At 59.1% G+C, this 25,652-nt stretch carries 16 protein-coding genes and 1 pseudogene; 7 read left to right on the top strand and 10 right to left on the bottom strand.

Annotated elements, in window-relative coordinates; genetic code table 11:
* The first annotated feature begins 10 nt into the window (after positions 1 to 10).
* Positions 11 to 4,858 (top strand): choice-of-anchor D domain-containing protein, encoded by a 4,848-nt coding sequence (locus LRS06_RS02865; RefSeq protein WP_257870091.1) that lies wholly within the window; start codon positions 11 to 13, stop codon positions 4,856 to 4,858.
* Positions 4,859 to 5,296: 438 nt separating this feature from the next.
* Here the strand turns inward: LRS06_RS02865 and LRS06_RS02860 are convergent, their stop codons facing one another.
* The 4 genes from LRS06_RS02860 to LRS06_RS02845 all read right to left on the bottom strand — a co-directional run bounded on the left by LRS06_RS02860 (position 5,297) and on the right by LRS06_RS02845 (position 7,950).
* The gene (locus LRS06_RS02860) at positions 5,297 to 5,623 is read right to left on the bottom strand and encodes an iron-sulfur cluster assembly accessory protein (RefSeq protein ID WP_149069025.1); all 327 of its coding nucleotides are present in this window, start codon (positions 5,621 to 5,623) and stop codon (positions 5,297 to 5,299) included.
* Between the two features lie 80 nt (positions 5,624 to 5,703).
* Positions 5,704 to 6,114, bottom strand: coding sequence for a hypothetical protein (locus LRS06_RS02855; protein ID WP_257870090.1), 411 nt, complete (start codon positions 6,112 to 6,114; stop codon positions 5,704 to 5,706).
* Between the two features lie 90 nt (positions 6,115 to 6,204).
* Positions 6,205 to 6,621 (bottom strand): Fe-S cluster assembly scaffold IscU, encoded by a 417-nt coding sequence (gene iscU / locus LRS06_RS02850; protein ID WP_044001465.1) that lies wholly within the window; start codon positions 6,619 to 6,621, stop codon positions 6,205 to 6,207.
* A 117-nt stretch (positions 6,622 to 6,738) separates the two neighbouring features.
* Positions 6,739 to 7,950, bottom strand: a complete 1,212-nt coding sequence (locus LRS06_RS02845) for an IscS subfamily cysteine desulfurase (RefSeq protein ID WP_257873368.1) — start codon at positions 7,948 to 7,950, stop codon at positions 6,739 to 6,741.
* 171 nt (positions 7,951 to 8,121) lie between these two features.
* Between LRS06_RS02845 and mce the strand changes: the two genes are divergently transcribed.
* The 3 genes from mce (at position 8,122) to LRS06_RS02830 (ending at position 10,787) form a co-directional block, all read left to right on the top strand.
* Positions 8,122 to 8,529: a methylmalonyl-CoA epimerase gene (gene mce, locus LRS06_RS02840; protein ID WP_257870089.1), complete on the top strand. Its 408-nt coding sequence runs from the start codon at positions 8,122 to 8,124 to the stop codon at positions 8,527 to 8,529.
* Between the two features lie 147 nt (positions 8,530 to 8,676).
* Positions 8,677 to 9,255: an L-threonylcarbamoyladenylate synthase gene (locus LRS06_RS02835; RefSeq protein ID WP_257870088.1), complete on the top strand. Its 579-nt coding sequence runs from the start codon at positions 8,677 to 8,679 to the stop codon at positions 9,253 to 9,255.
* Between the two features lie 101 nt (positions 9,256 to 9,356).
* The gene (locus LRS06_RS02830) at positions 9,357 to 10,787 is read left to right on the top strand and encodes a CCA tRNA nucleotidyltransferase (RefSeq protein WP_257870087.1); all 1,431 of its coding nucleotides are present in this window, start codon (positions 9,357 to 9,359) and stop codon (positions 10,785 to 10,787) included.
* A gap of 170 nt (positions 10,788 to 10,957) precedes the next feature.
* Here LRS06_RS02830 and LRS06_RS02825 read toward each other — a convergent pair whose 3' ends face one another.
* A complete protein-coding gene (locus LRS06_RS02825) occupies positions 10,958 to 13,561 on the bottom strand; it encodes a PspC domain-containing protein (RefSeq protein WP_257870086.1) in 2,604 nt (867 codons plus the stop codon).
* Between the two features lie 44 nt (positions 13,562 to 13,605).
* On the bottom strand, positions 13,606 to 13,959 hold the full coding sequence (locus LRS06_RS02820) for a PadR family transcriptional regulator (protein ID WP_257870085.1): 354 nt from the start codon (positions 13,957 to 13,959) through the stop codon (positions 13,606 to 13,608).
* Between the two features lie 293 nt (positions 13,960 to 14,252).
* On the opposite strand from LRS06_RS02820, the gene LRS06_RS02815 reads away from it, so the two are divergent.
* Together LRS06_RS02815 and LRS06_RS02810 are read left to right on the top strand one after the other, a co-directional pair.
* Positions 14,253 to 15,341 (top strand): PorV/PorQ family protein, encoded by a 1,089-nt coding sequence (locus LRS06_RS02815; protein WP_257870084.1) that lies wholly within the window; start codon positions 14,253 to 14,255, stop codon positions 15,339 to 15,341.
* 48 nt (positions 15,342 to 15,389) lie between these two features.
* Positions 15,390 to 20,390, top strand: coding sequence for a C25 family cysteine peptidase (locus LRS06_RS02810; RefSeq protein WP_257870083.1), 5,001 nt, complete (start codon positions 15,390 to 15,392; stop codon positions 20,388 to 20,390).
* A gap of 190 nt (positions 20,391 to 20,580) precedes the next feature.
* On the opposite strand, the pseudogene LRS06_RS02805 reads toward LRS06_RS02810, so the two are convergent.
* The 3 genes and pseudogenes from LRS06_RS02805 to LRS06_RS02795 form a co-directional block, all read right to left on the bottom strand.
* A pseudogene (locus LRS06_RS02805) lies at positions 20,581 to 21,065 on the bottom strand (dihydrofolate reductase).
* A 40-nt stretch (positions 21,066 to 21,105) separates the two neighbouring features.
* Positions 21,106 to 22,062 (bottom strand): methionyl-tRNA formyltransferase, encoded by a 957-nt coding sequence (gene fmt, locus LRS06_RS02800; protein WP_257870082.1) that lies wholly within the window; start codon positions 22,060 to 22,062, stop codon positions 21,106 to 21,108.
* 92 nt (positions 22,063 to 22,154) lie between these two features.
* Positions 22,155 to 23,423, bottom strand: a complete 1,269-nt coding sequence (locus LRS06_RS02795) for a DUF1343 domain-containing protein (protein WP_257870081.1) — start codon at positions 23,421 to 23,423, stop codon at positions 22,155 to 22,157.
* Between the two features lie 113 nt (positions 23,424 to 23,536).
* On the opposite strand from LRS06_RS02795, the gene LRS06_RS02790 reads away from it, so the two are divergent.
* Complete coding sequence (locus tag LRS06_RS02790; RefSeq protein ID WP_257870080.1) at positions 23,537 to 24,685, top strand: FtsX-like permease family protein; 1,149 nt, start codon at positions 23,537 to 23,539, stop codon at positions 24,683 to 24,685.
* A gap of 168 nt (positions 24,686 to 24,853) precedes the next feature.
* Here LRS06_RS02790 and LRS06_RS02785 read toward each other — a convergent pair whose 3' ends face one another.
* Complete coding sequence (locus LRS06_RS02785) at positions 24,854 to 25,546, bottom strand: peptidoglycan DD-metalloendopeptidase family protein (protein WP_257870079.1); 693 nt, start codon at positions 25,544 to 25,546, stop codon at positions 24,854 to 24,856.
* Positions 25,547 to 25,652 lie beyond the last annotated feature (106 nt).

Here is a 25,652-nt window from a genome sequence, read left to right as displayed (position 1 = left end):
ACAGAAACTTGTGCTTAGCGGTACTGCACCTTCAACTCCTGACACCCAAGCCCCAACTTTCGTAGCTGCGTCAACATCAGTTACAAACGCTACTGCTACTGGTGCCACCATCAACTCGAAGCTGGACGAAGTTGGTAAAACCTATTATGTACTGCTGCCTGCTACAGCTACGGCGCCTACTACAGTGGCGCAGGTAAAAGCCGGTACGGATGGTGACGGTAATACCGCCACCAAGTCCGGCAGCTTCACCAACCCAGCTTCATCCTTTACAGGAAGTGTTGCGGTAACAGGTCTTGCGTCTAGCACCAACTATAAAGTATACCTGGTAGCCGAAGACAATGCCGCTACCCCCAACGCAAGTAGTGTGTATACGTCCACGGCGCTGGCATTCACTACCAACGCCGCCGATACCACGCCACCTACTTTCGTAACGCCACTTCCAGCAGTATCAGCCGCTACCACCACTGGCGCCACCATTACTTCGAAGCTGGATGAAGCTGGCAAGACGTATTTTGTAGTGCTGCCGGCTACGGCTGCGGCACCTACGGTAGCGAATGTGAAGGCCGGGCAGGATGCCAGCAGCACCACGGTTGCCGTTGGTGCCAAAGGTACCATCATTAACGCCTCCACGAGCTTTGAAAGCTCTGGTACCATATCGGGCCTCTCGGCCAGCACCAACTATGTAGTGTACTTGGTAGCTGAAGACAACGCCGCTACACCGAACGTGCAGGCTGGCGTTACCAGCGTAGCCTTCACTACGGCTGCTCCAGCTCCAGTTATTACGGTTTCTACGGCGGCTTTCACCGCGTTTAACACTATTGCCGGCGAGACGTCAGATGCTCAACAGTATAGTGTAAGTGCTACTAACCTCACGGCTGGGGTAGACGTAGCCGCTCCTACGGGCTATCAGGTGTCGCTAGACGGTACTAACTTCTTCGACTCCCGGACTATTCCGATGGGCTCGGGCACGCTGACGGATGTGTCGGTGTACATCCGTTTGACTGGCAACACTGTTACCAGCAGTCTGGGTAACACTATCCGTCATAACTCTACGGGTGCTAGCGAAAGAACGAAAACGGTATCTGGCCTGGGTACAGTAGTAGCAGAGCCTACCGTAACGCCTACTATCTCGGTGAGTGGTACGCCAACCAATAGCAGTGTTTCGCTTTCTACTTCGGGGGGCAACAGACGCATCATCGTCGTACGTCCCGCTACGGCCGCAGCTGTGGCGCCTGCTGATAAGACCAGCTACAGCGCCAATCTGGCTTATGGCTCAGGCAGCACTACCGGCCCTAACAACTACGTAGTACTAAGTGGTAACGGCACTACGGCTACCGTGACAGGCCTGACACAGGGTACCAGCTACGTGGCCGATGTATACGTATTCAACGAAAGCAGTACATCTACTAGCTTCAATAACTACAAACCCACACCAGGTACTGTCAGTTTCCTGACTGCTACCCCACCTACTATCAGCGGCTTCACGCCTGATAACGGGGCACCGGGCGCTGGGGTGGTTATTTCCGGCACGTTCTTTACGGACGTAATCAGTGTTAAGTTCAACGGCACCACGGTGGCCTCCTCGGCCTACACGGTAGATAACACTGGCCAGATTACGGCTAACGTACCCACGGGGGCTAGCACCGGTACTATCAGCGTAACTACGCCGGGCGGTACGGCTACCAGCACCGAAACCTTCACGGTAAACAACCCGGTACCCACTATTACCAGCCTCGAACCCAATACCAAAGTTGCTGGTTCAGCGGCTTTCTCACTAGTCGTGAATGGAACAGGCTTCGTGAGCGGAGCTATTGTTACATTCAACGGAGTGGAGTACACGCCTACTATTAATTCTGGGACTAAACTCACGGTAACCATCCCAGCCACTGCTATAGCCACGGTCGGAAGCTATGCCGTCACCGTTACTACGGGCGGCCCGGGTGGAGGCAAGTCCCTGCCTGCCACCTTTACTGTTACGGAGCCTTTTGCTGGGCTGTTTGAGGATTTTGAGGCTAGTGTCAGTAAGACAGGATATACTACTAGTAATGTGACTTTGACGTCGGGTAGCTGGGAGTTTAATGATGCTTTACTAGCAACCTCTGGTTCGGACATGATGAACGGGAGCAAGTCAGCCAGAATTCGAAATGTTGGCAAGCTCACCATGCGCTTCAACAAAACGAATGGGGCCGCAAGCATTGTCGTGTATGCGGCTAACTACACCGGTGATTTGAGCGGAAGCTTTAATGTAGAGACTTCAGTGGATAATGGGGTCAACTGGACGTTGGTTGGTGGCTCAGGAACGCTTACCTCTACCCTCACGGCCTACACTTTCACTCCCAGTACTGCTATTTCAGGGGATGTGAGAATCCGGATTGTAAAAACCGGGGGTGACCGTATCAACATCGACGACATCAGCATTGCCGATTACCAGGTAATTACCGGCCCCGAAATCAACGTGACGCAGGGTGGTACGCGCATTGCCAGTGGCGGCGGTTATTCCTTCGGCTTGGTTCCTACTGGTACGCCCGTCACGGCTACCTTCACCATCGAGAACCTGGGTACTACCGATGTGACGCTGAACGGCACTCCCGCCGTTACCTTTGAGGCCGGCGCTTCGACCGACTACACGATTACGGCTCAGCCCACGGGCCCTATCGCCAGCGCCGGTAGCACTACGTTCACCGTCACGTTTACGCCCAGCAGCTCGGCTACTCAAACGGCTGTGCTCAGCATTGCTAACAACGATGCAACCGGCAATGAGAATCCTTACCGCATCGTATTGACTGGTGCCGCGCCGCCCACCTACGTGTGGAATGGCACCGGCACCAGTTGGACAGCTGCGGCCAGCTGGACGCCAGCCCGTACTACGGCCACCGGCAATGACCTGCTGATCTTCGATGGTATTACCACACTTACGGCTACTCCTACGGTAGACTTTGGCACCAGCGAATCTATCGGTCAACTGATCCTGCGTAACAACGTAGCCGCTACTTTCCTGAATGCCTCCAACAACCGCACCCTCACTGTACGCAACACCAACCTCAACGGAGCCGACTTCGTGATTGAGGCTGGCTCTTCGCTTACGGTTACCAGTTCGATTGGCGCCACTACGGGGCTTAACATCCAGTTGGCGACGGGCGCAACGGCTACCATTGCCGGACATTTGGAATTCAACAACGGCGCACAGCGCTTGCTGGGTAATGGTACCAATAGCATAGAGTTTGTGTCGGGCAGCTCCTTCCTGCAGAATACGCTTATGAGCGGTGCTTCTTTCGGTACAAACACAGCCAGCTACAACACCGTAGTATTCCGCAACGGCTCCCGCGTGCAGCAGTCGGGCGGCGAGCAGATATTTGGAGCAACAGCTCCCAATTCAGCCATCACGCTTGAACCTGCCAGCACCTACGTAATTACAATTCCAGCCGGGAGTGTTGGTGGGCCATATGCCCCACCAGTAAGCCAGCGTACTTATGGCAACCTGGAGTTTGATCTGGGTGCTGCTGGACAAGCTAGATCTACGTCTGGTGGAGTACTAACAATTGCGGGTAACCTGACGGTAACCAGCGGCACAGTTGAGCTTAACCTGGGGAACTCTATTTTCATTGGCGGCAACGTGACCGTAAGCTCAGGCGCAGCACTTGGGTTTAATCCTGGCTCAGCAGAAACGTTGACGCTGAATGGAACGGCACCGCAAACTATTGGTGGTGGTGGTACGCTCACTTTCGGGCCCACATCTACACTTGCCATCAACAATGCGACAGGCGTGACGCTGGCGCGCCCAGTTTCGGTAAGCCACCTGACGCTGACCAACGGCATCCTCACCACGGATGCTACCAACCTGCTCACGCTGGGCTCTACGCTCACAGGGGGCAGCAGCACCAGCTACATCAATGGCCCGCTGGCCCGCGTGAAAGTAGCCGGTGCCGGTACCTTGTCCTTCCCAATTGGTATGGACACGGAGTATCGTCCGCTTACGCTCAACATCAGCCAAACTGATGCTGGCACATTCACCGCCGTGCAGCATGAAGGAGCCCCGGCCAACCAGACGTTGAGCGGCGACCTTAAGCGGGTATCCAAGCTGCGGTACTATACCGTAACATCTAGCGCAGGCAATTTTGCCGGTACCATCACGCTGTCGTATGATGCTGCCAAGGACGCCGTGACCAATGCAGGCGCCTTGGTTATTGCCAGCTCAAACAATGGTAGCCCCTGGGTGAACATCGGCCAGTCGGCCACTGTGCCCCCCACAGCTACTACCGTTACATCAGGCTCGTTCACGTCTTTAGGCGACTTCGTGCTGGCCAGCATTGATGAGGACGTCAACAACAACCCCCTGCCCGTGGAGCTGACCTCCTTCGCGGCCGAGCGGACGGGCACTCGGGTGGATGTACGCTGGGCTACGGCCTCGGAGCACAACAGCTCCTACTTCGTGGTAGAGCGCGCCACCGATGGGGTGCACTTCGCCCCGGTTGGCCGCGTGGCTGGGAAAGGCACTGCCACTTCCCGCAATGCCTACCTGTTCGTAGATGCTCAGCCCCTGGCCGGCGTAGCCTACTACCGCCTGCGTCAGGTAGACCAGGATGGCTCGGTTAGCTTCTCCGAGATTCGCACGGTGCAGAGCAGCTTCACGGCTGGCATCTACCCGAACCCCGTGGCCAGCACGCTGTACGTGCAGCTGCCGGAGCACGCCGGTCCGGTGCAGGCTACCATCACCGACTTGAGCGGCCGCGAAGTGTACCGCGGCCAGGTGCCCGCCTCCCGGCAGCTCGACCTGCGGCAGCTGCCCCAGGGCAGCTACCTGCTGGTGCTGCAGGGCCAGCAGCTGCGCACCACGCACAAGCTCCTGAAGACGAACTAGCCGCATACAGCAGCTAGCCGAAAAGTAAAAGGCCTCCCGCACCGTGCGAGAGGCCTTTTTTGTGCACTTAAGCGCCGGTGCAGCGCTGGAGGTCATAGGCTGTGTGGCCGGGCCGGTAATGAAAAAACGGTTGTCATGCTGAGCTTGCCGAAGCATCTCTACCGCACCGTTGCAGTGGTAATCTAACGAAGCGGTAGAGATGCTTCGGCAAGCTCAGCATGACGTTCTACAGGGTTTAGGTCTCTTTTGCAGTTCCTGTCCAGGTAGCCTAGGAAACGTTGCACAAGTGTTTCTCAGAACCCACCCGGCTTGAACGAAATCGGCAAACTTATGTAGACGTCCAAGTGGGGCAGGCCTATCCTACAACGCTTAGGTATAAAAAAACAGGCCAACCCCGAAGGAGTGGCCTGTACGGTATTCAACGCAATTGCTCAGGGCTTATACCGAGAAACTCTCGCCGCAGCCGCAGGTACGGGAAGCGTTGGGGTTGTCGAAGTAGAAGCCTTTGCCGTTGAGGCCGTCGGAGAAGTTGAGCTCGGTGCCGGCCAGGTAAAGGAAGCTTTTCATGTCCACTACCACGCGCACCCCCTTGTCTTCAAACTCCTGGTCCATGGGCTTCACTTCATTGTCGAAGTCGAGCTTGTAGCTCAGGCCCGAGCAGCCCCCACCGGCTACCGAGGCGCGCAGACGATACGTATCGTCGAGCTGGGCGTCGGCCATCAGGTGAGCTACTTTTTCTTTGGCTTTATCAGAAACGGTAATCATGTCGGTTGTCAGTTGTGGTTGCCGGTTTTCAGGCGGGCACGTCAGCAGGGGAGTGGCGCGTCCGATCTGGTAACAATCAACTACGAAGAAGGATTCAGGACTACGCTGAATACGGTGAGCGTGGTCTGGTCGCGGCCATAGTAAAGCTTGTCGAGGGCTTCGTAAGGGTTATGGGCGCGGAAGTAGGAGGTGTGCAGCTCCTTGTCGCCGCGGGCCCGCCACTGGATGGTGTAGGAGCTTTCGTTGTCGCGGGCGCTCTGCACGTAGGCCAGCATCTTGCGCAGGGCATCAACCCGGTCGTAGCCCACCTCGTAGCGAAACAGGAAGCTCTGGTGGTGACGCGGGTTGACGGTAATCAGGTCCAGCCGCACCTGCCCGGGCTCCAGCTGCCGGAACTCAAACAGCAGCTCGCCGGCACCCAGCCCCAGGTACTCCTCAATCTGCCGCTGAATCCGCGCGTTTTCCACGCGTACATCCTGAGAAACGTCCATGTATATAGAAGTGAGAGGTTAGAACTAAGAAGTGAGAAGTCAACCCCGCTACGTGGAGTCTAACTTCTCACTTCTAGTGTCTCAGTTCTACTAGTGGTGCGACTTGGCCATTTCCAGCTCGGGAAGACCGTTTTTCACGCGGTAGTCGTTGATGGCCGACTTGATGGCGTCTTCGGCCAGCACCGAGCAGTGGATTTTTACGGGCGGCAGCGCCAGCTCTTCCACAATCTCCATGTTGTCGATGGCCAAGGCCTCGTCCACGGTCTTGCCTTTCAGCCACTCCGTCGCCAGCGACGACGAGGCAATGGCCGAGCCGCAGCCGAAGGTTTTAAATTTGGCGTCGGTGATGGTGTTGGTGGTTTCGTCTACCTCAATCTGCAGGCGCATTACGTCGCCGCACTCAGGAGCGCCCACCAAGCCGGTGCCTACGTTCTTTTTGCTTTTGTCCAGCGTGCCCACGTTGCGGGGGTTGCTGTAGTGGTCGATTACCTTATCGGAGTAAGCCATGGCTTTTCTTTGAAAAGAATTAGTAATTAATAATTAGTAATTAAAAATTTGGAAGGGCGGAGCCGATGCCAGATGGCCGGGAATTACTCATTCCTAATTATTAATTACTAATTGAAATCAATGTTCAGCCCACTCAATGGAGTTGAGGTCGATGCCTTCCTTGAACATCTCCCAAAGCGGGGACATTTCGCGGAGCTTGGTCACGGCTTCTTTCACGTGGCCGATTGCATAGTCGATCTGCTCATCGGTGGTGAAGCGGGACAGGCCAAAGCGCAGGGAAGAGTGCGCCAGGTCGTCGCTCAAACCCAGGGCCTTGAGCACGTACGAGGGCTCCAGCGAGGCCGAGGTGCAGGCCGAGCCCGACGATACCGCCAGGTCTTTCACGCCCATCATCAGGCCTTCGCCTTCCACGTACTTAAAGGAGATATTGGTTACGTGGGGCAGGCGGTGCGTTACCGAGCCGTTCACGTAGCTTTCTTCCAGGGTCAGGAGCTCTTTTTCCAGCCGGTCGCGCATGGCGCTGAGGCGGGCAGTATCGGCGGCCATTTCCAGGCGGGCCAGCTCGCAGGCTTTGCCCAGGCCCACAATGCCGGGTACGTTGAGCGTACCGGAGCGCATGCCCCGCTCGTGTCCGCCACCATCCATCTGGGCAGTAACTTTCACGCGGGGGTTCTTGCGGCGCACGTACAGGGCACCAATGCCTTTGGGGCCGTAAAACTTGTGGCCGGTGAAGGCCATCAGGTCGATGCCATCAGCCAGCACGTCCACCGGAATCTTGCCTACAGCCTGGGTGCCGTCGGTCATGAACAGGGCGCCGTGCTTGTGGGCAATGGCGGCAATTTCACGGATGGGCTGAATGGTGCCGGTTTCGTTGTTGCCATACATGATGGTCACCAGAATGGTCTGGGGCGTCATGGCCGCTTCCAGCTCTTCCAGGCTGATGAGGCCGTCGGCATTCACGGGCAGATAGGTTACGCGGGCACCCTGCTTCTCTAGATGCTTACAAGTATCCAGCACTGCTTTATGCTCCGTAGTAGCCGTGATGATATGGTTGCCTTTCTGCGCGTACATCTCATACACGCCCTTGATGGCCAGGTTATCCGACTCCGTAGCGCCCGAGGTGAAGATGATTTCCTTGGGGTCGCAGCTGATGAGGGCCGCAATCTGCTCACGGGCGTAGTCCACAGCTTCCTCGGCCTGCCAGCCGAAGGGGTGGTTGCGGGAGGCCGCGTTGCCGAAGTGCTCCGTGAAGTAGGGCAGCATGGCTTCCAGCACCCGCGGGTCCAGGGGCGTGGTGGCGTTGTTATCGAGGTAAATTGGCAGCTTCAGCATAGTGCTTGATGGGCGTCGGATGAAAGTCAGCGGCAAAGGTAGCCAGCGGAGAATTATTCTCTCCTAGAACACGTAACCCGGCGGGGAGGTTTACTTTTACGCCACAAAAATAGACACAATCCAAACAAGGTAGGCTACTTTGTTCTGCCTCTTTTCCCTCCCACCCCTATGTTCATCAATCTGGAGCACCTGGGCCTGGCCGTTCGCGACCTGGCCGCCGCCACCGACCTCTACACGCGCCTGCTCGGCGTGGCCCCCTATAAGAAGGAGCACGTAACCAGCGAGGCCGTGGATACGGTGTTTTTTCAGGTAGGCGGCTCCAAGGTTGAGCTGCTGGCCGGCACCTCCCCCGACAGTCCTATCACGCGCTTTCTGGAGAAAAAGCCCGAGGGCATTCATCACGTAGCCTTTGAGGTAGAGGACATCCGGGCGGAAATGGCGCGGCTGCGGGCCGAGGGCTTCACCTTACTCAATGAGGAGCCCAAGCGAGGAGCCGACAACAAGCTGTTCTGCTTTGTGCATCCTAAAACGGCAGCCGGGGTACTGGTAGAGCTGTGCCAGAGCATCCGGGAATAACTGCCGGAGGCGTTTTCCTGCCTACTTTTAGCGTAATGAGGCGTACGTCTTTAGCCCGCAGAGGCCGCCGAAGTTTCCGCTGAGGGCACTGAACCCCTATTAGGCGGCAGAACCATTCGCCCGTCTTTTTTCATTTCTGAATTCGCTATGGCCAGTAATTTTTTTCGCCAGGAAGTAGACTCCGCCGTCGATGCGCTGCTGTTTCAGCAGGTTATCCTGTACCCCACTGATACCGTGTGGGGCCTGGGCTGCGACGCCGAGCTGCCCCGGGTGGTGGAGCGCCTTTACGCCCTCAAAAACCGCCCCGCCGAAAAAGCCTGCATCCTGCTGGTTGCTGATGAGCAGATGTTTGCCCGCTACGCCGCCGTGGTGCCGCCCAACCTGCCGGAGCTGCTGGCGGCCGAAACGCGCCCTACCACCTACGTGGTGCCCGCTGCCCCGAGTGTAGCTGCCAACCTGGTGGCGCCCGACGGTACCATTGGCCTGCGCATTCCCCGCGACGAATTCACCCACAAGGTGGTGCAGCGCCTGGGCCACGCCCTGGTGTCTACCTCGGCCAACCGCAGCGGGGAGCCAACTGCGGCCACTTTTTCGGCTATCAGTCCCGCGCTGGTGCGGGCCGTAGATTACGTGGTGAGCTGGCGCCAGGACGATGAAACGCCGGCCACGCCCTCGCGGGTGGTGCGCGTGCTGCCCGACGGCACGCTGGAAACCTTGCGCGAGTAAGGAGGAAGTAAAGTCGGAGGGAAGCTGCCTGCTGACGGGGGCAGTGGAAGTACGAAGCGGGGCGGTTACCTTTGCTGCTTGTCTGGCTTATGGTACCGCGCATGAAAACTCCCCAGCTTCCCGATTTACCCTTGTTCCGCACCATTGCCGATGCGGCCGGTGAACTGGGCTACCCGGCCTACGTAATCGGGGGCTTTGTGCGCGACCTGGCGCTGGAGCGGCCCAGCAAGGATGTAGACGTGGTGTGCGTAGGCGACGGTATCCGGCTGGCCCAGGCCGTAGGGCAGCGGCTGCCTTCCCGGCCGCGCGTCACAGTGTTCAAGAACTTCGGCACGGCCATGCTGCCCACGCCGGAGGTGGAAATCGAGTTTGTGGGGGCTCGCAAGGAAAGCTACCGGGCCGAGAGCCGCAAGCCTGAGGTGGAAGCCGGCACCCTGGAAGAAGACCTGGCCCGCCGCGACTTCACCATCAATGCCCTGGGCCTGAGCCTCAACCCTGAGGATTTTGGCACTCTCGTAGACCGCTACGACGGCATGGGCGACCTGGGCCGCAAGATCATCCGCACACCCCTCGACCCCGACATTACCTTTTCCGATGACCCGCTGCGCATGATGCGGGCCGTGCGCTTTGCGGCTCAACTCAACTTCGACATCGAGCCCGACACCTTCGATGCCATTGCCCGCAACAAGGAGCGTATCAAAATTGTGTCGCAGGAGCGGATAACCGACGAGCTGAACAAGCTGATTCTGGCGCCCAAGCCCAGCTACGGCTTCAGGCTGCTGTTCAGCTCAGGGCTGCTGCAGCTGATTTTCCCGCGCATGGCCCAGCTGCAGGGCGTGGAAAAGCGTGGGCAACACGCGCATAAGGACAACTTCTACCACACGCTGCAGGTGCTCGACAACGTGGCCGAGGCCGGCGGCGACCTATGGCTGCGCTGGGCCGCCATTCTGCACGACATTGCCAAGCCCGCCACCAAGCGCTTCGACCCCAAAGTGGGTTGGACTTTCCACGGGCACGAAGACAAAGGCGCCCGCTGGACGCCCGCCATCTTCACCGAGCTGAAGCTGCCCCTGGGCGAGGAAATGCGCCAGGTCCAGAAGCTGGTGCGGCTGCACCTGCGCCCCATTGCGTTGGTGAAGGAAACCGTGACGGACTCAGCCGTGCGCCGCCTGCTGTTTGAGGCTGGCGACGAAATAGACCGGCTGATGCTGCTCTGCAAGGCCGATATCACCAGCAAAGACCACCAGCGCGTGGCGCGCTACCTGCGCAACTTCGAGCGGGTGGAGGAGAAGCTAAAGGAAGTAGAGGAAAAAGACCATCTGCGCAACTTCAAGCCCGTCATCACCGGCGAGGTTATTATGCAGACGTTTGGGCTGAAGCCTTCCCGCGAAGTGGGCGAGCTGAAGGAAGCCGTGCTGGAAGCTATTCTGGATGGCAAGATCCGAAACGAGTTTGAGGAAGCCTTTGCCTTCCTGTTGCAGCAGGGTCAGGCCAAAGGACTTCCTCAGGGTCATCATTCACTCACCAAATAGGACCCACTCTTACTTCATATTCACCGCTTGTATAGAGGCGGGTCGGGTACGCTTAGTTGCCTGACCCGCCTCTTATTTTTTCGACTCAACCAGCCGCTGTTCAAAACGACTGCAAAGGTGCCGGTTGCTGGCTGCTTGTTTGGTAGCCGGCGTGTTAAGGTTTCGCTACCTTATTCCTCGTCAGTAGCCGTGTCCTCATCTGCATCAGCGGAGGTGATGGCGCGCACCCGGGACCCACCCGACTCCTCTTTCTGCACGTTGGCGGGGTTGCCGGCGTAGTCTACGTGGCTGGAGCCCGTTACTTCGGCCTTAAGCCGCTCGGCAACCCGTACGCGGGCCCGGCTGGCGCCGGAAAGGTCGATGGAAGCCTGGTTGGTTTGCAGGCGCAGCGCTTCGATTTTGCACACGCCCGAGCCATCAATGTCCAGCTCCGAGGCCTTGCCGCGCACGGCGGTGTTGCAGGCTCCGCTCAGGTCCAGCTCCAGGCGCGGCACGTTCACGTCCAGCTTAGCCGTGCTGGCCCCGCTCTGCTCTACCTGCAGCGCCTTGCCCTGGAAGCCCGATACATCGGCGCGGCAGGCTCCGCTAAGCTCCAGGTGGGTCAGCTCCGGCATCTGCACCCGGATGAGGATGGGCTCCCGGGTGCCGGAAAACCCGAACAGCCCGTCGCGGATGGAGCGGATGCGCAGGCCGTCGCCCACAGTTTCAATGCGCAGCTGGCTGATGTCGCGCTCCTCGCCGGCAGCTTCAATCTGGTAGGTGTCGCCGCGCCGCACCACAATGCGGTAAGCGCCACTGGCTTCGATGGTGTTGAAATCATCGACGGTGAAGGTGCGGCGGCCGCTGCCGTAGCTGCTGAGTTCCGTATCGAAGTCGGGCTTGCCGAGGTCGATGTTGAAAGACTCGCCATCTGAGTCAACATCCACGTCTATGTCGAAGTCATTGTCATTATCACTGTTGTCGTTGTCTTCGTTGCTGGTGCTGGTGCTGGGTGGGCAGCCGATGCACTCCAGCTTGTTGCCGCGCAGCCGGAAGGTGCGGTCTTCCACGTCTTCGGGAATGTTGTCACCTACGAAGAACTCGCTGCCCAGCCAGTACGCAAATTCGCTCGACATGCGGTAGCGCCGGTCGCGGGGCAGGCGGATAGTCAGCAGCAGCTCCTGGTCGCGCAGAGGCGAGCCAGCGGCAATGCGGAAGTGGTTATCGAACACGAGGGTGGAGTCGTTGAGGCTGCGCATCTGGTAGGAGACGCTGGAGCCGGCCGTGCGGGCCGCTTCCTCTTCCGTCACGCCGCGGGCGCTGGCTTCGCGCAGCACGCTCAGCACCTGGCCGCTGTCGGCCACCTGCAGTACCGAGCCGGCCCATTTGCCTTCCTCCAGGTCGCGCAGCTCCAGCCGCACGGTACGGGCATTCAGCTGCGGAAACGATACGTCCTGGGTCTGGTCGCCTTCGCGCTGGAAGTTGCGGCTGATATGAACACCGCCCATTACCGAGCCTACGATGCCCAGCAGCCACAAGCCAAGCAGGGTGAGCGAAGCCGTGCGGCTCAGGATAGAGCGGCGCAGGAGCAAGCCTACCCCCGCCAGCAGCATGGCCAGGGCCGGAATAAAGGTCGCGAGGAAAGCACTGACGAGGAACCACCCCGGGAAGTCGCCCAGCACCGAGTAGGCCGCTACCCCGTCAATTTCGAACTGCTCGGAGGTGAAGATGCCCAGCCCGGCGCCCAGCATAATGATGGTACCGATGAGCAGCGAAAAGCCAATCATGATCAGGAAAGCGGCGGCGGCTAAGCGGAGCAGGGTGCCCAGCACACTGAACAGGGGGCTCAGGTTGCGGAAAAACTCTTCCAGGAAGGTGCCTACGGGGCGCCCCGAGCTGCCATCAACGGCCTGGTTGCGCACGGAGGAGTCGATGCCGGACAGCGTTACCGCGTCGCCGCGCATCCGGAGGCGGTCGGAGGCCGTTTTGGCCTCCGGCAGCAGAATCCAGAGCACAATGTAGAGCGGAATAGCGAAGCCACCGGCAAAGACACCCAGTACAAACAGCAGGCGGAACACCACCACATCCGTCTTAAAGTAGGCGGCCAGACCAGCCGAAACCCCACCTACTTTGCCGTTGTCGGTGTCGCGGTACAGCTTCTTGAAGGTAGGGTCTTCATCGGCGGGCGTAGCGTCGTACTTCTTGGGCAGCACAATCCAGAGGATGATATAGAGCAGGAAGCTGATGCCCGGCAGGTCGAGGTTGCCGTTGTCGTCGTCCGTCCACCGGTGGAAGAGGATGTTCGGCAGGAAGAGTAGCGCCAGGAAGCCCAACCGCACCCACAGCGGATTCACGCTGAAGTAGCGGGCAATACCGGCGGCTACACCCGCAATCTTGCGGTTGGCTATGTCGCGGTACAGGCGGCGGGGCTCGGTATCAGCGGCGGCGGTGCCAGCGGCGGCAGCCGGCTCGGCCTGGGGCATACGGCCCGTAGCCACGGCCTGCTCCAGCTCGTCCTCGTCCAGCTCATCGGCCGACTGAAACTCGCTTACACGGCCCATCTTGGCGGTCATTTCCTCCACGTCGCTCAGGGTGATGACCTGTTTGGTGCTGGAAAGGCGGGCAGCGAACAGCTCGGCAATGCGGCCCTCAATGTCGGCCACAATCTCCTCGTGGCCGGGGTAGCCGGAAAAGTGCGCCCGTACTTCGGCCAGGTAGCGGCCGAGGACTTCGTAGCCATCTTCTTCAATGTGGAAGATCAGGCCCTGCAGGTTGATACTGATGTTCTTTTTCATCTGGTGCTGCGGTTCAGGAAGTACTGGTCAGAAACTGCCGGCCGTTACTCGGCGGCGGGGGTAGGGGTGGAGGGCTGGGAGCGGATGATCTGGATGGACTCCTCGATTTCCTCCCACGTGAGGCGCAGCTGGTGCAGGAAGTCCTGCCCCACGGCCGTGAGGGTGTAGTACTTGCGGGGCGGACCGAAAACAGACTCTTTCCAGGTATAATCCAGCAGGCCGGCGTTCTTTAGGCGGGTGAGCAAGGGATAGAGGGTGCCCTCTACCACAATCATACGGGCTGCCGTCAGCTCTTCGAGCATATCGGAAGCGTAGACCTCGCCCCGGGCAATTATTTCCAGAATGCAAAACTCTAGAATGCCCTTCCGCATCTGCACTTGGGTGTTCTCTACTTTCATAGGACTGATGCGTGGTAGTGGATGAAGAATGAGACAAAGATATCGAAAGGTACTATGCAACGCAAGGTACTAGGTGAAAATAATTTTATCTTTTTTCGCCGAAGCCCTTTTCCGGCTGGAATTGGCACTTTTTGCGGAGCTTTGAAGTCTGCTTCAGGCAGTTCGCACGAACGGCGCCGGGCCTCACCGGGCCGGCTGGATACTTGGTCGAAAACCGATATATTCAGTGCACTATTCGCCCGACCTTCGCGTTAAGCAGCCACCGTCCGTTACCCGATTTTTGTATCCCGCGTATGATGCACCTTTTCCGTTTTGCCCGCGTGCTGGGCGTAGTTGGCCTGAGCGTTACCCTGACCACGGCTGCCCTGGCGCAGAGCACCGACAACACCCCGAAGTATGCCAATGAATTTCTCAACATTGGGGTAGGAGCCCGGGCCCTGGGCATGGGCAACACGCAGGTGAGCCTGGCGCAGGATGCCACGGCCGGCTACTGGAACCCGGCGGGTTTGCTGGGCCAGAAAACCAAGTACGATGCCGTGCTCATGCACTCGGAGCTGTTTTCGGGCATCGTGAAAAACGACTACGCGGCCTTTTCTATGCCGCTCGACGAGCGGAGCGCCATTGGGGCCAGCATCATCCGCCTTGGCGTGGATGACATTGCCGACACCCGCAACCTGGTAAACGAGTACGGGCAGATCAACTACGACAACATTACCTACTTCTCGGTGGCCGACTACGCCATGCTGCTCTCCTACGCCCGCAAGCTGGGCCCCGAGGGCCTCACGGTGGGCGCCAACGGCAAAATCGTGTACCGCAACGTGGGCTCCTTTGCTACGGCCTGGGGCTTTGGCTTCGATGCCGGCGCCCAGTACCAGCGCGGCAACCTGCGCCTGGGCCTGATGGCCCGCGACATTACCACCACCATCACGGCCTGGTCCATCAACTCCGAGAAGTTCCGCAACAGCAACGACACGCTGGCCATTCCCAAGAGCAGCTCCGAAATCACGCTGCCGCGGGTGGTGCTGGGCGCGGCCTACAACGTGAAGCTGCCCGGACAGTTCTCAGCCCTGGTAAGCACCGACCTGGAAACCACCACCGACGGCCGGCGCAACACGCCCATTTCTACCAGCTTTATCAGCATCGACCCGAAGCTGGGCCTGGAAGTAGGCTACCACAACGTGGCCTTCCTGCGGGCGGGCGTCAGCAACTTTCAGAAAATCGAGGGCACGGCTTCCACCAAGGAAAGCTGGCGGGCCCAGCCCAGCCTGGGCGTCGGCTTCACTACCAGCGGCCTGCGGCTGGATGTGGCCTTGTCGCGCCTGGCCGTGGAGCAGGCCAAAACCAATTCCATCATCGTGTCGCTGGGTTACGGGTTTCGATAAGCCTGCTCTCCTCAGCAACTCATTTCTGCGTCAAAAACCGCTTACTCAATGTATAAACGCTACGCTAACGCCAGTACCTGGCGGCTTCAGTGGGGACTTTTGCTGGTTCTGCTGATAGCAGCCACCCGTCTTTTTGCTCAGTCGGGGCCGTATGGCAACGAGTGGATTGCCGACGGACAGCCGTACTATAAGATTAAGGTGGTGCGCGACGGTATCTACCGGCTCGATTATCAGTACCTGACCAAAGCCGGCGTTTCCGGGGTGAAGCCCGAGGAGCTTCAGCTCTGGCGCCGGGGCAAGGAGGTTGCCATCTATGTAGGTGGCAACCAGGCAACCTTTGATGCCAGCACGTTTGTGGAGTTCTACGGGCAGCGCAACGACGGGCAGCTGGACCGGGGCATGTACCTCAAAGGCACCGACCAGCCGCACGCGCTGTATAGCCTGTTTACGGATACGGCGGCGTACTTTCTCACCTGGAAAGCCGGCGTAGCGGGCAAGCGCATGACTGAGCCGACCGGCAGCAGTACGGCTGCGCACGCCACCTGGAAGAAAACCCGCACGTCGTTGCAGACCGCCAACTACAATCCCGGCGACGTGTCGCTGTTTTCCTATGCTCCCTGGGCCGAAAAGGGGGAAGCCTTCCTGTCCAACCCCATTACCTCGCAGGCGCCCACGGCCAAATGGGTTGTCGACAGCATTCAGGTACAAAGAATCAGCGGTGACAGCGTGAAGGTGACCACCCTGCTGGTTGGTAACTCGAACACCGACCACACGGCTACGCTCGATTTAACCGATGTGGCCGGCAACACCCTGCGCACTATTCAGACCGTAAAGTTTTCGGGGCTGAACTTCCGGCTGGTCAGCTTCAGCGTGGCCACGACGGAAATCAGCGCGGATGGCAAGCTGGGCGTGAAAGTAACCATGCCTGACCCTCTCACGAATCCTTCCGACCGTTTCCGGGTAGCTTATATCCGGGTGGATTATCGGCAGAAAGCCCGGTGGAGAAACAGCAAACGAGTGTTTTTTGAAAACGACTCCACGCTGGCCGGCCCGGCCTACTACCAGCTGGATTCGATTCCTGCCACCACCGTAGGCTACGATATTACCGAGCCCTACGCCGTGCAGCGCGTGGCTGGGGAAGCTACCGGTACAGACCAGCGCAGCTTCCTGTTTCCGGCGGCAACGGGTGTCACCCGAAAGCTTTTGATTGCGGATGCGGCCAAGGCCATCCTGCCCCGATCTATCAGCCGGGTATTCTTTAAATCGATAAATGCGGCCAAGGCCAACTATATCGTTGTAAGCCACCCGGCGCTAATGACGCCGGTGGGCGACGTGGCCAACCCGGTGCGGGCCTACGCCGACTACCGGGCCTCCACCGTTGGGGGCAGCTACGACACGCTCGTGGTGACGGGCCCGCAGCTCATCGACCAGTACCATTACGGGGAGTTGTCCCCGCTCTCCATTCGTCACTTTGTGGAATGGGTTCTGACCCAGGGCGAGGTGGCCAACCGGTACATGCTGCTGCTGGGCAAAGGCCGGCAGGTTGATGCCCGCAATGTGTCGACGAATAATTTCGTCGTAACCACGACGCGGGCCTATTCGGATATCTTCTTTTCCTCGGATTGGGAGAAAGGCTCCTACCTGGCAAAAATTCCGACCGGGCGCTATCCGGCCAGAACCTCGGCGGATATTCTCAACTACTTAACTAAAGTAAAAGAGCACGAGGCGCTGGGCAACGAACCGTGGCGCAAAAACATCCTGCACTTATCGGGTGGGGAGCAGGAGTCGGAGTTCGTGCAGTTCAAAAACTACGTCGACGAATACAAGGCTATTGCCGAAGGACCGCTGTTCGGGGGCAAAGTGGTGCGCACCATCACGCGCAACACTTTGGGTAACCGGCCAGTGTACATCAACATCGCGCAGGAGCTGAACGCGGGCCTGTCGCTCATTACGTATTTCGGGCATGGCTCCCCAACGGACTATGACCTGAACGTGGGCAACCCCAGCGACCCGCTGAACAACTACAACAACAAAGGCAAGTACCCAATCTTCCTGGTGAATGGCTGCTCGGGCGGCAACGCGTTTCTGACCACTGCCTTCACCATTGGCGAAAACTGGATGCTGGCCCAGAACAAGGGTGCTATCGGCTATCTGGCCAGCAGTGACTATGGCTTTGAAAACCAGCTGCACTACTACTGCACGGAAATCTATAAAGCCTTGTTCGCTGATCCGGCCTGGTACGGCAAACCAATTCCGGTTATCCACCGCGAAGTAGCGCGCCGACTGCTGGCACGTTACTCAAACGATATTCATGCCGTATCGATGGCCATGAATACCATCTGGCAGGGCGACCCGGTCCTGACGATGTATGCACCAGAAAAGCCGGACTACGCAACCGATAACTCCCGGATAAAACTGGTGCCAGGCGTTGGGCAAACCAAGGTAGATGCCAACTCTACGTCTTTCCAGCTGCAGGTTTCGGCCAGCAACCTGGGCAAATGGACGGGCGACGACGTGACGGTGAAAGTAACCCGCGAGTATTCCAGCGTGCGGGGCAATGAAACCTTCAGCAAAACCTTCACGCAGATCGGCCGCGACACGGTTCTGACCTTCGATTTCACGAATTCCGGTGACGTCTTCGGGTCCAACCGGTTTACGGTGGAGCTGGACAGCGACGGTGCAGTGGCCGAACTCAACGAAACGAACAACACGGCCACGCTGGAGTACAGCTTCCTGAAAGGCGGCATTACGCTGATTTCGCCAACTGAATTCGCCATCGTGCCCACCGCTACGGTGCATTTGGTAGGACAGAGCAACGACCCGGCGGGCGTAGAGCGGGCGTATGAGTTTGAGTTGGATACTGTTTCCACGTTCAATAGCCCGGGCATCAAGCGGGAAACCGTCATGGCCAGGATCCTGCCCGACTGGCGGCCCGAGCTGCCAGCCGCTGCCGGGCAGGATAGCGTGGTGTATTACTGGCGGGTACGCTTTAAAGACCCAGGCGCCAACGAAACAGCCGAATGGGCCTCCAGCTCTTTTCGCAGCATTCCCGGTAGCCCCACGGGTTGGTCGCAAAGCCACTACGGCCAGTTCCTGCGCGACGACATAACCGGCCTGACCCTGACCCCGCCCGCTGCTAAATGGGCTTTCGAGAAGCAGCAGGTACCTATTGCCCTGCGTACCAGCGGAGCCTACTCCACTACCTTTGGTATTCAGGTGGGGGATGCGCCGGTAGGTAGCGAGCTTTGCAACGTTCAGATTCCTAACTTCCTGGTTAGTGTCTTCAATCCCCAGACGCTGGCCCCGGTTACCGACATTCCCGGAGGTGATTATGCCCAATGCGGGCGCGAGTCGGCACGCTACTACACGTTTGCCACCACTAGCAGCAACAGCATGAACACTGCCCCTACGCAGGCGCAGTTTCTGAACTTTCTCCGGAATATTCCGGAGGGCTACATCGTGGCGCTGATTTCAACGAACCGAATTGCCTTCACCAAATTCTCGCCCGAGTTGAAGGAAGCTTTCCGGCGGCTTGGCTCGAAGGAAATCGACAACCTGAAGGACAACGACCCCTTTGTGCTGCTGGGCCGGCAGGGGCTGGCCTCCGGCCAGGCTCAGGAAGCTCTGCCCAGTTCGAGCGACCCAACTCCCCGCAGCAGCCAAATCGTTTCCCTCACCAGCAGCCTGCAAACCAATGGCAGCTCCGGCAAGATTACCTCCACGCTCATCGGGCCCTCCACCAAATGGGGCACCCTGTTCTACACCTTGCCGGTTACGGGTACAAGCAGCGCCAAGCTGAATGTAATTGGGGTCGATGCCCAGGGCAACTCGCAGGTGGTTCGGGAAAACGTGGCTCCCTCGCAGGTTGACCTGAGCACGGTTTCTGCCACCGAATACCCCTACCTGCAGCTGCAGCTGGAGCTGAAGGATGAAGCCAACCGCGTAGCCCCGCAGCTCAAGCAGTGGCTGGTGACGTATACCGGCCTGCCGGAAGGCATTGTGCGCCGCGACCTGGCCGCCGCCGGCAGCTACGACAACCTCGACAAGCAGGCAGAGGCAGGCCTAGTGCAAATACCGGTGGTATTCCAGAATACGTCGTTGGTGGACTTTGCCGAGAAAGTGAAGGCCGTAGCTACCATCACCAATGGTAACACGGTGCGCACGGTGGAGCTGGAATCGGAAAGCGCGCTGAAGGCCGATGCCTCGGTAACCTATCTGTTCAAGCTGGATGTGTCGGACCTCGCGGGGGCTACCACGGTGAAAGTGGTGGTGAACCCACAGCTGCAGCCGGAGCTGTACTACTTCAACAACGAGCTGTCCGTGGCCTTCAACACCCCCGACAAGAACCTGCCGCCCACGCTCGATGTAGCCTTCGACGGCCAGCATATTCTGAACGGGGACATCGTGTCGCCTTCGCCCATCATCACTGCCTTGCTGCACGACGACGATACCCGGCGCCCGATGGAAGCCGGTAGCTTCGAAGTGCTGCTGACGCGCCCGGATGGCTCTACGCAAGTGGTGGACATGACCAGCGCCAACATCACCTTTAAGGCAGATGCGGCGAAAGGAAAGGCGCAGATCGACTACCGCCCCGAAAAGCTGGCGGATGGGAAGTACAAGCTGTATGTGCAGGGCAAAGACCTGCGGGATTCCAAGGCGGCTACGGAGCGGTACGAGGTGTCATTTGAGGTGATAAATGCCTCGACCATCACCAACATCTATCCGTTCCCGAACCCGGTTACCAGCAAGACGCGCTTCGTGTTCACGATGACGGGTTCCGAAATGCCCCGTGACATGAAAATCCAGATCATGACGCTGACGGGCAAAGTGGTGCGCGAAATTTCGATGGCTGAGCTGGGCCCGCTGCACATCGGCAACAACATGACCGAGTACGCCTGGGACGGCACCGATGAGTTCGGCGACAGGCTGGCCAACGGTACCTACCTCTACCGCGTGGTGATGGACAACACCGGCCAATTTGAGCACCGCCGCACCAGCGCCGACAAAGCCTTCAAGAAAGACTGGGGCAAGCTGGTGCTGCTACGGTAGCGGTGAACTGGCGAGTTCCTGAGTTGGTCATGGCGAGTCAAAGCCGAAGCCATCCATCCTGTACAGCGCACTAAGCCATGGAATGTGAAAAGCCCCTGACGTCTGCTGACGGCAGGGGCTTTCTGCTAAAGAATGTGACTGGTTCTGAAAAGGACGGATGGCTTCGGCTTTGCCTCGCCATGACACACCGCTACCGCCGCCGCAGCGTGACGAAGCTGAAGGCGTAGGCGTGCTTGTCGTCGGGCTCGTGCCGCTCGCGGTTTTCCTCGCGCCAGTCGCCGGGCGTGAGGTCGGGGAAGGTCACGTCGCCCTCGAAATCGTGGTGCACTTCGGTAAGGTACACGACGTCGGCGGCGGGCAGGGCCTGGCGGTAGATTTCGCCCCCCCAATCACAAATACCTGCTCATCCAGCGGCGCGGCCAGCTCCAGGGCTTCCAACACGGAGTTGGCAACCCGGCAGCCCTCCGCCTGCCAGTCGGTCTGGCGCGTGACTACGATGTTGGTACGGTTGGGCAGCGGCCGGCCAATGCTTTCAAACGTGCGGCGGCCCATAATCACGGGGTGGCCGTGGGTGAGCTGTTTGAAGTGCTTCAGATCCAGCGGCAAGTGCCAGAGTAGCTTGTTTTCGCCCCCAATCACGCCATTATCGGCTACGGCTACTACCAGTGCGGTCATAAGCTAATAGAAGAAAAAGAGGTGGCCCCGCAGAAAACGACTAGCCGTTCTGCAATCCTAGTTGGCTTACGTTGATACCGCGCAGAAAGTCCTGCACAGGCATGCGCTTTTTGCCTTCCAGCTGCACGTCCAGCAGATCAAGTAAGCCGCTGGCGGTCTGCAGGCGCAGGTAGGTGCGGCCATCGGAAAGCCAGCGGCCGGGCTGGTTGGCATCGGGGCCGCTGGCTTCCTCATCGTCGAGGGGCTGAGCCTTGAATACTTTGAGCGTGCGGCCATCGGGCAGCTGGGTGAAGGCCGTGGGAATGGGGGAGAGGCCGCGCACCAGATTGGCCAGCGCCGGCGCCGACTGCCCTACATCGAGCCGGCCGGTTTCCTTCTGGAGCTTGGGGGCGGGGCGCAGCTCCGGCCACACAGGCTGGGGAATGCTGGGCGCCTGTCCGGCCGCAATAGCCTGCACCGAGCGCAACGCCAGGGCCGCGCCGGCCATCTTGAGCTTTTCATACAACGTTCCGAAATCATCTTCCGGCAGAATAGCCACGGCATCCTGGTAGATAAGGTTGCCGGTGTCGATTTCGTGCTGCAGGAAAAAGCTGGTGACGCCGGTTTGCGTCTCACCGTGAATGAGGGCCCAGTTGATGGGCGCAGCCCCGCGGTACTGCGGCAGCAGCGAGGCGTGGATATTGATGGAGCCCAGGCGTGGCATGCTCCACACGGCTTCGGGCAGCATCCGAAACGCCACCACCACCTGCAGATCGGCCCCGTAGCCGCGCAGCTCCGACTGAAACTCCGGCGACTTCAGGTTGGTGGGCTGCAGCACGGGTAGCTGGTGCGCTTCGGCCGCGGCTTTCACCGCCGAGCCCTGCAGCTGCCGCCCCCGGCCCGCCGGCTTATCGGGCGCCGTCACTACGGCTACCACCCGGCACCCTTCCCAGGAATTCAACGCTTTTAGCGTGGGCACCGCAAACTCGGGCGTGCCCATGAAAATGATGTTCAGCATAGTTTATCAGACGATTGGAGGGCGCTGAGGTCGTTCTTCCGCGTCTTCCGCGCAATCCTCCGCGCCTTCTGCGGGCTAACCTCGCCCACGATTTAATTAAAGTCCGGGTACAGCAGGTACTTCTGGCGCAGAGCCTTGTACTGGCCGAGCGCTGGCTCCCAGGACGCCCGTATTTCCTGCTCCGACTTGCCGGCTACCACCTGCTGCCGCAAAGTAGATGTACCACTGAGCTGTTCGAAGTACTTACCGAAGAACTTTTCCTTGGCAGTGCTCTGGCGGTAGTAATCCAGCAGGTACTTCAACGTGAAGCCCACCTCGTTGCCGATCTGGCGCAGGTCTTCCCCGTAGCACAGCTTGCCATTCTGCGGGGGCGTAGGCGAGCCGGCGTTGGGCCGGGGCGTGAAGCTGAAGGGGCGCGTGGCCGGCTGCGTGGGTGCGCCAATCAGCTCAAAGGGTGCGTCGGTGCCGCGGCCCACGCTTACGTCGGTGCCCTCAAACAGGCAGATGGCGGGGTAAAGCGCCACGGCGTGGGCATTGGGCAGGTTGGGGGAAGGGCGCACGGGCAGCTCGTAGCGCGTGGCGTGGGTGTAGCCCTGCACCGGCACCACCGTCAGGCGGCATTGCCGGCCGCTGGCCAGCCACTTTTCGCCATTAATCATCTTAGCCAGCTCGCCCACCGTGAGGCCGTGCACCACCGGAATGGGGTGCATGCCCACAAACGACTTGTGCTGGGGTTCCAGCACGGGGCCATCTACGTACCAGCCGTTGGGATTCGGGCGATCCAGCACCAGTACTTCTTTGTTTTGTTCGGCCGCCGCCTCCATCACGTAGTGCATGGTGCTGATGAAGGTGTAGAAGCGCGTGCCCACGTCCTGAATGTCGAATACCAGCACATCCACGTTCTGCAGCATCTCGGGCGTAGGCTTTTTGGTGGCTCCGTAGAGGCTGCGCACGGGCCGGCCGCTACGGGCATCCTTGCCGTCTTTGATGGTGGCCCCGTCGGCGGCCTCACCCCGGAAACCGTGCTCCGGCGCAAAAATTACCGTTACGTCTACGCCCTTCGTCAGCAGCGTATCCACCAGGTAGGCACGGCCCACGCGGGCCGTTTGGTTGACCACCAGCCCCACGCGCTTGCCTTTGAGCAGGGGCAGATACTGGTCGAAGCGGGCCGCGCCTACTACCAGCGGCGCGGTTACGGGCTCAGCGGCCAGTATTTGTGGAGATGATGATTGCGCCTGGCTAACTTCCGCTACGGAGGAGTTAGCGTTTGAGGGTGAGGTGCTTGACGAGCTGGCCGTCCGGCTGCAATCCGTGAGCAGGAGCGTGAAACCGAGCAGGCCGGTAAAAAGGGCTGTAGGCATGTACAACGAAGCTAGAAAACTGAACGTAGACGTGTAGCTTTACGCCAGTGAACGTCTCCCGGTATATATCCCACAAAATTGACGGTGCCGATGCGGGGTCTTTTACCTCGACGGTGACAAAAATAGCCATTGTCAGCATAGCGCTGGGCGTGGCAGTCATGATTGTGTCGTTTTCCATCCTGGAAGGCTTCCGCAATGAAATCCAGAACAAGATCTTCTCGTTCGGGTCGCACCTGACTATCAGCAAGTACGACAACAACAACTCGCTGGAGGTAGAGCCCATCGGCAACGTGCAGCTGCTCAACGACCTGAAACGGTTTCCGCAGATCCAGTCTACGCAGCCGTTTGCCCGCAAAACGGCCATCATCAAAACCCGGGAAGAAGTGCTGGGCGTGGTGCTGAAAGGCATTGACGAGCGGCAGAGCCCTTCGCTGATGCGACAGAACCTGGTGGAGGGCAAGTTTCTGTCCTTTTCCGATACGTCGGCTTCCGATCAGGTGCTGCTTTCGCGCAAAGTGGCCGATAAGCTGCGCCTGAAAGTGGGCGACGACGCGCTGTTCTACTTTATTCAGAACCCGCCCCGCGTACGGCGCTTCGTGGTCAGCGGCATTTACCAGACGGGCCTCGACGAGTTCGACGAAGTGTACGTTATCGGCGACATTCGCCAGATACGGGAGTTGAACGCCTGGCCCGATACGCTGGTGGGCGGCATGGAAGTGGTGCTGAAAGACTTCAAGCAGCTTGACCCCGTAGCCGACAATCTGTACGAAAACCTGCGCTACGACCTCAAGCTCGATAAAATCACGGACGAGTACGCCCAGCTTTTCGACTGGCTGCAGCTGCTCAACCGCAACGTGGTTATCTTTCTGCTGCTCATTGTGTTCGTGGCTACCTTCAACATGGTGGCCACCATCTTCATCATGATTCTGGAGCGCACCAATATGATTGGGGTGCTTAAAGCCATAGGGGCCACCGACAACCAGATTCGGAGTATGTTCTTTTTCCGGGGGCTGAACCTGGCGCTGCGCGGTATTTTCTACGGCAACCTGGCCGGGCTGGGTTTCTGCGCCATTCAGTACTTCTTCCACCTTATCCCGCTGGACCCCGAGAACTATTACATGGACCGCGTGCCAATCTACTGGGACCCGCTCATCATCGTGGTCCTCAATGTGGCTACCTTCCTGATGTCCCTGTTAGCCGTACTGCTGCCTACCTACCTCATTTCACGCATCAAGCCCGTAGTAGCCATCAAGTTCGACTAAGACCACGGATTTTGTAGTTGACACAGTCATGGCTTATAAGTTCATGAGCAACAAAAAAGCCTCGCGTTGTGCGAGGCTTTTTTGTTGCGTAAAAATTGTCTACGAAATCCGTATAATTCGAAAAACCCACGCGAAACGAAGTTCGGCGTAGCCAATCCGTGGTTCCCTTTACAGGTGCCGACTCTGCAGAATCAGGTTAGGATCCGGGCATAAAGCTACCCACTTGTTTTTCTCCGCTGGTGCTGCCACGCCGGGAAAGTCGCCGACGCGGCCCTGCAGGTCGGCAATAACCTGAAAGTGCAGGTGCGGGGGCCAGTCGCCGTTTTCGGGGGCGGGGCCTACTTCGGCGAAAGTGCCACCTTTTTCAATCACCATGCCGGGTCGCAGCAGGGCCGTTTCGCGCCGGGTGAGGTGGCCGTAGAGCGTGTAGAACGTGGTGCCCGCCAGCTCATGCTCCAGGATGACGGTGGGGCCGTAGTCGCCGAATCCGACGTTGTCCTGGGCGCTGTGTACTACGGCATCCAAGGGAGCCAGCACCGGCGTGCCGGCCCGCAGCCAGATGTCTACGCCCAGGTGCAGGGAGCGGGCGGGCTGGGCGTCGTCGCCAAACAAACCGGGGCTGCGCCGGTAGATGACGCGGTTTTCGAGGTAGCCGCCCACGCCGATGGTGGCTTGCCGGGCTTCCAGCAGCTGCACTATCAGCCCCTCAAACGCTGCCGTAGCGCGCAGATCGGCCTGGACTACGAGCGGGTTGGCGGCGGTGAAATCGAGGCGGGCTACTTCGGGAGCATTGAGGTCAACGGGCAGGATGGGGCCGAAATCGGCCTGGTGGCGACGCAGGAGGGAGGCAAGAGCGGACATAGACGGAAAGTAAACCGGGCAGGGCGCCGGAATCGTATACAGGAAAGGTGGGCGCAAGCTAAAACGTACCCGCCGGATTCGCGTAATTTGCAGCCCCGTAGCTCCT

It is taken from the genome of Hymenobacter sp. J193, assembly GCF_024700075.1.
Lineage (GTDB): Bacteria > Bacteroidota > Bacteroidia > Cytophagales > Hymenobacteraceae > Hymenobacter.
Note: the sequence above shows the minus strand (reverse complement) of the source record. Positions and strands in the feature narration are given on the sequence as shown.

Coding starts and splice junctions, on each gene's coding strand:
- LRS06_RS02860 (WP_149069025.1), bottom strand. CDS start 5,623: ATGATTACCGTTTCTGATAAAGCCAAAGAAAAAGTAGCTCACCTGATG.
- LRS06_RS02855 (WP_257870090.1), bottom strand. CDS start 6,114: ATGGACGTTTCTCAGGATGTACGCGTGGAAAACGCGCGGATTCAGCGG.
- iscU (WP_044001465.1), bottom strand. CDS start 6,621: ATGGCTTACTCCGATAAGGTAATCGACCACTACAGCAACCCCCGCAAC.
- mce (WP_257870089.1), top strand. CDS start 8,122: ATGTTCATCAATCTGGAGCACCTGGGCCTGGCCGTTCGCGACCTGGCC.
- LRS06_RS02835 (WP_257870088.1), top strand. CDS start 8,677: ATGGCCAGTAATTTTTTTCGCCAGGAAGTAGACTCCGCCGTCGATGCG.
- LRS06_RS02830 (WP_257870087.1), top strand. CDS start 9,357: ATGAAAACTCCCCAGCTTCCCGATTTACCCTTGTTCCGCACCATTGCC.
- LRS06_RS02825 (WP_257870086.1), bottom strand. CDS start 13,561: ATGAAAAAGAACATCAGTATCAACCTGCAGGGCCTGATCTTCCACATT.
- LRS06_RS02820 (WP_257870085.1), bottom strand. CDS start 13,959: ATGAAAGTAGAGAACACCCAAGTGCAGATGCGGAAGGGCATTCTAGAG.
- LRS06_RS02815 (WP_257870084.1), top strand. CDS start 14,253: ATGATGCACCTTTTCCGTTTTGCCCGCGTGCTGGGCGTAGTTGGCCTG.
- LRS06_RS02810 (WP_257870083.1), top strand. CDS start 15,390: ATGTATAAACGCTACGCTAACGCCAGTACCTGGCGGCTTCAGTGGGGA.
- fmt (WP_257870082.1), bottom strand. CDS start 22,062: ATGCTGAACATCATTTTCATGGGCACGCCCGAGTTTGCGGTGCCCACG.
- LRS06_RS02795 (WP_257870081.1), bottom strand. CDS start 23,423: ATGCCTACAGCCCTTTTTACCGGCCTGCTCGGTTTCACGCTCCTGCTC.
- LRS06_RS02785 (WP_257870079.1), bottom strand. CDS start 25,546: ATGTCCGCTCTTGCCTCCCTCCTGCGTCGCCACCAGGCCGATTTCGGC.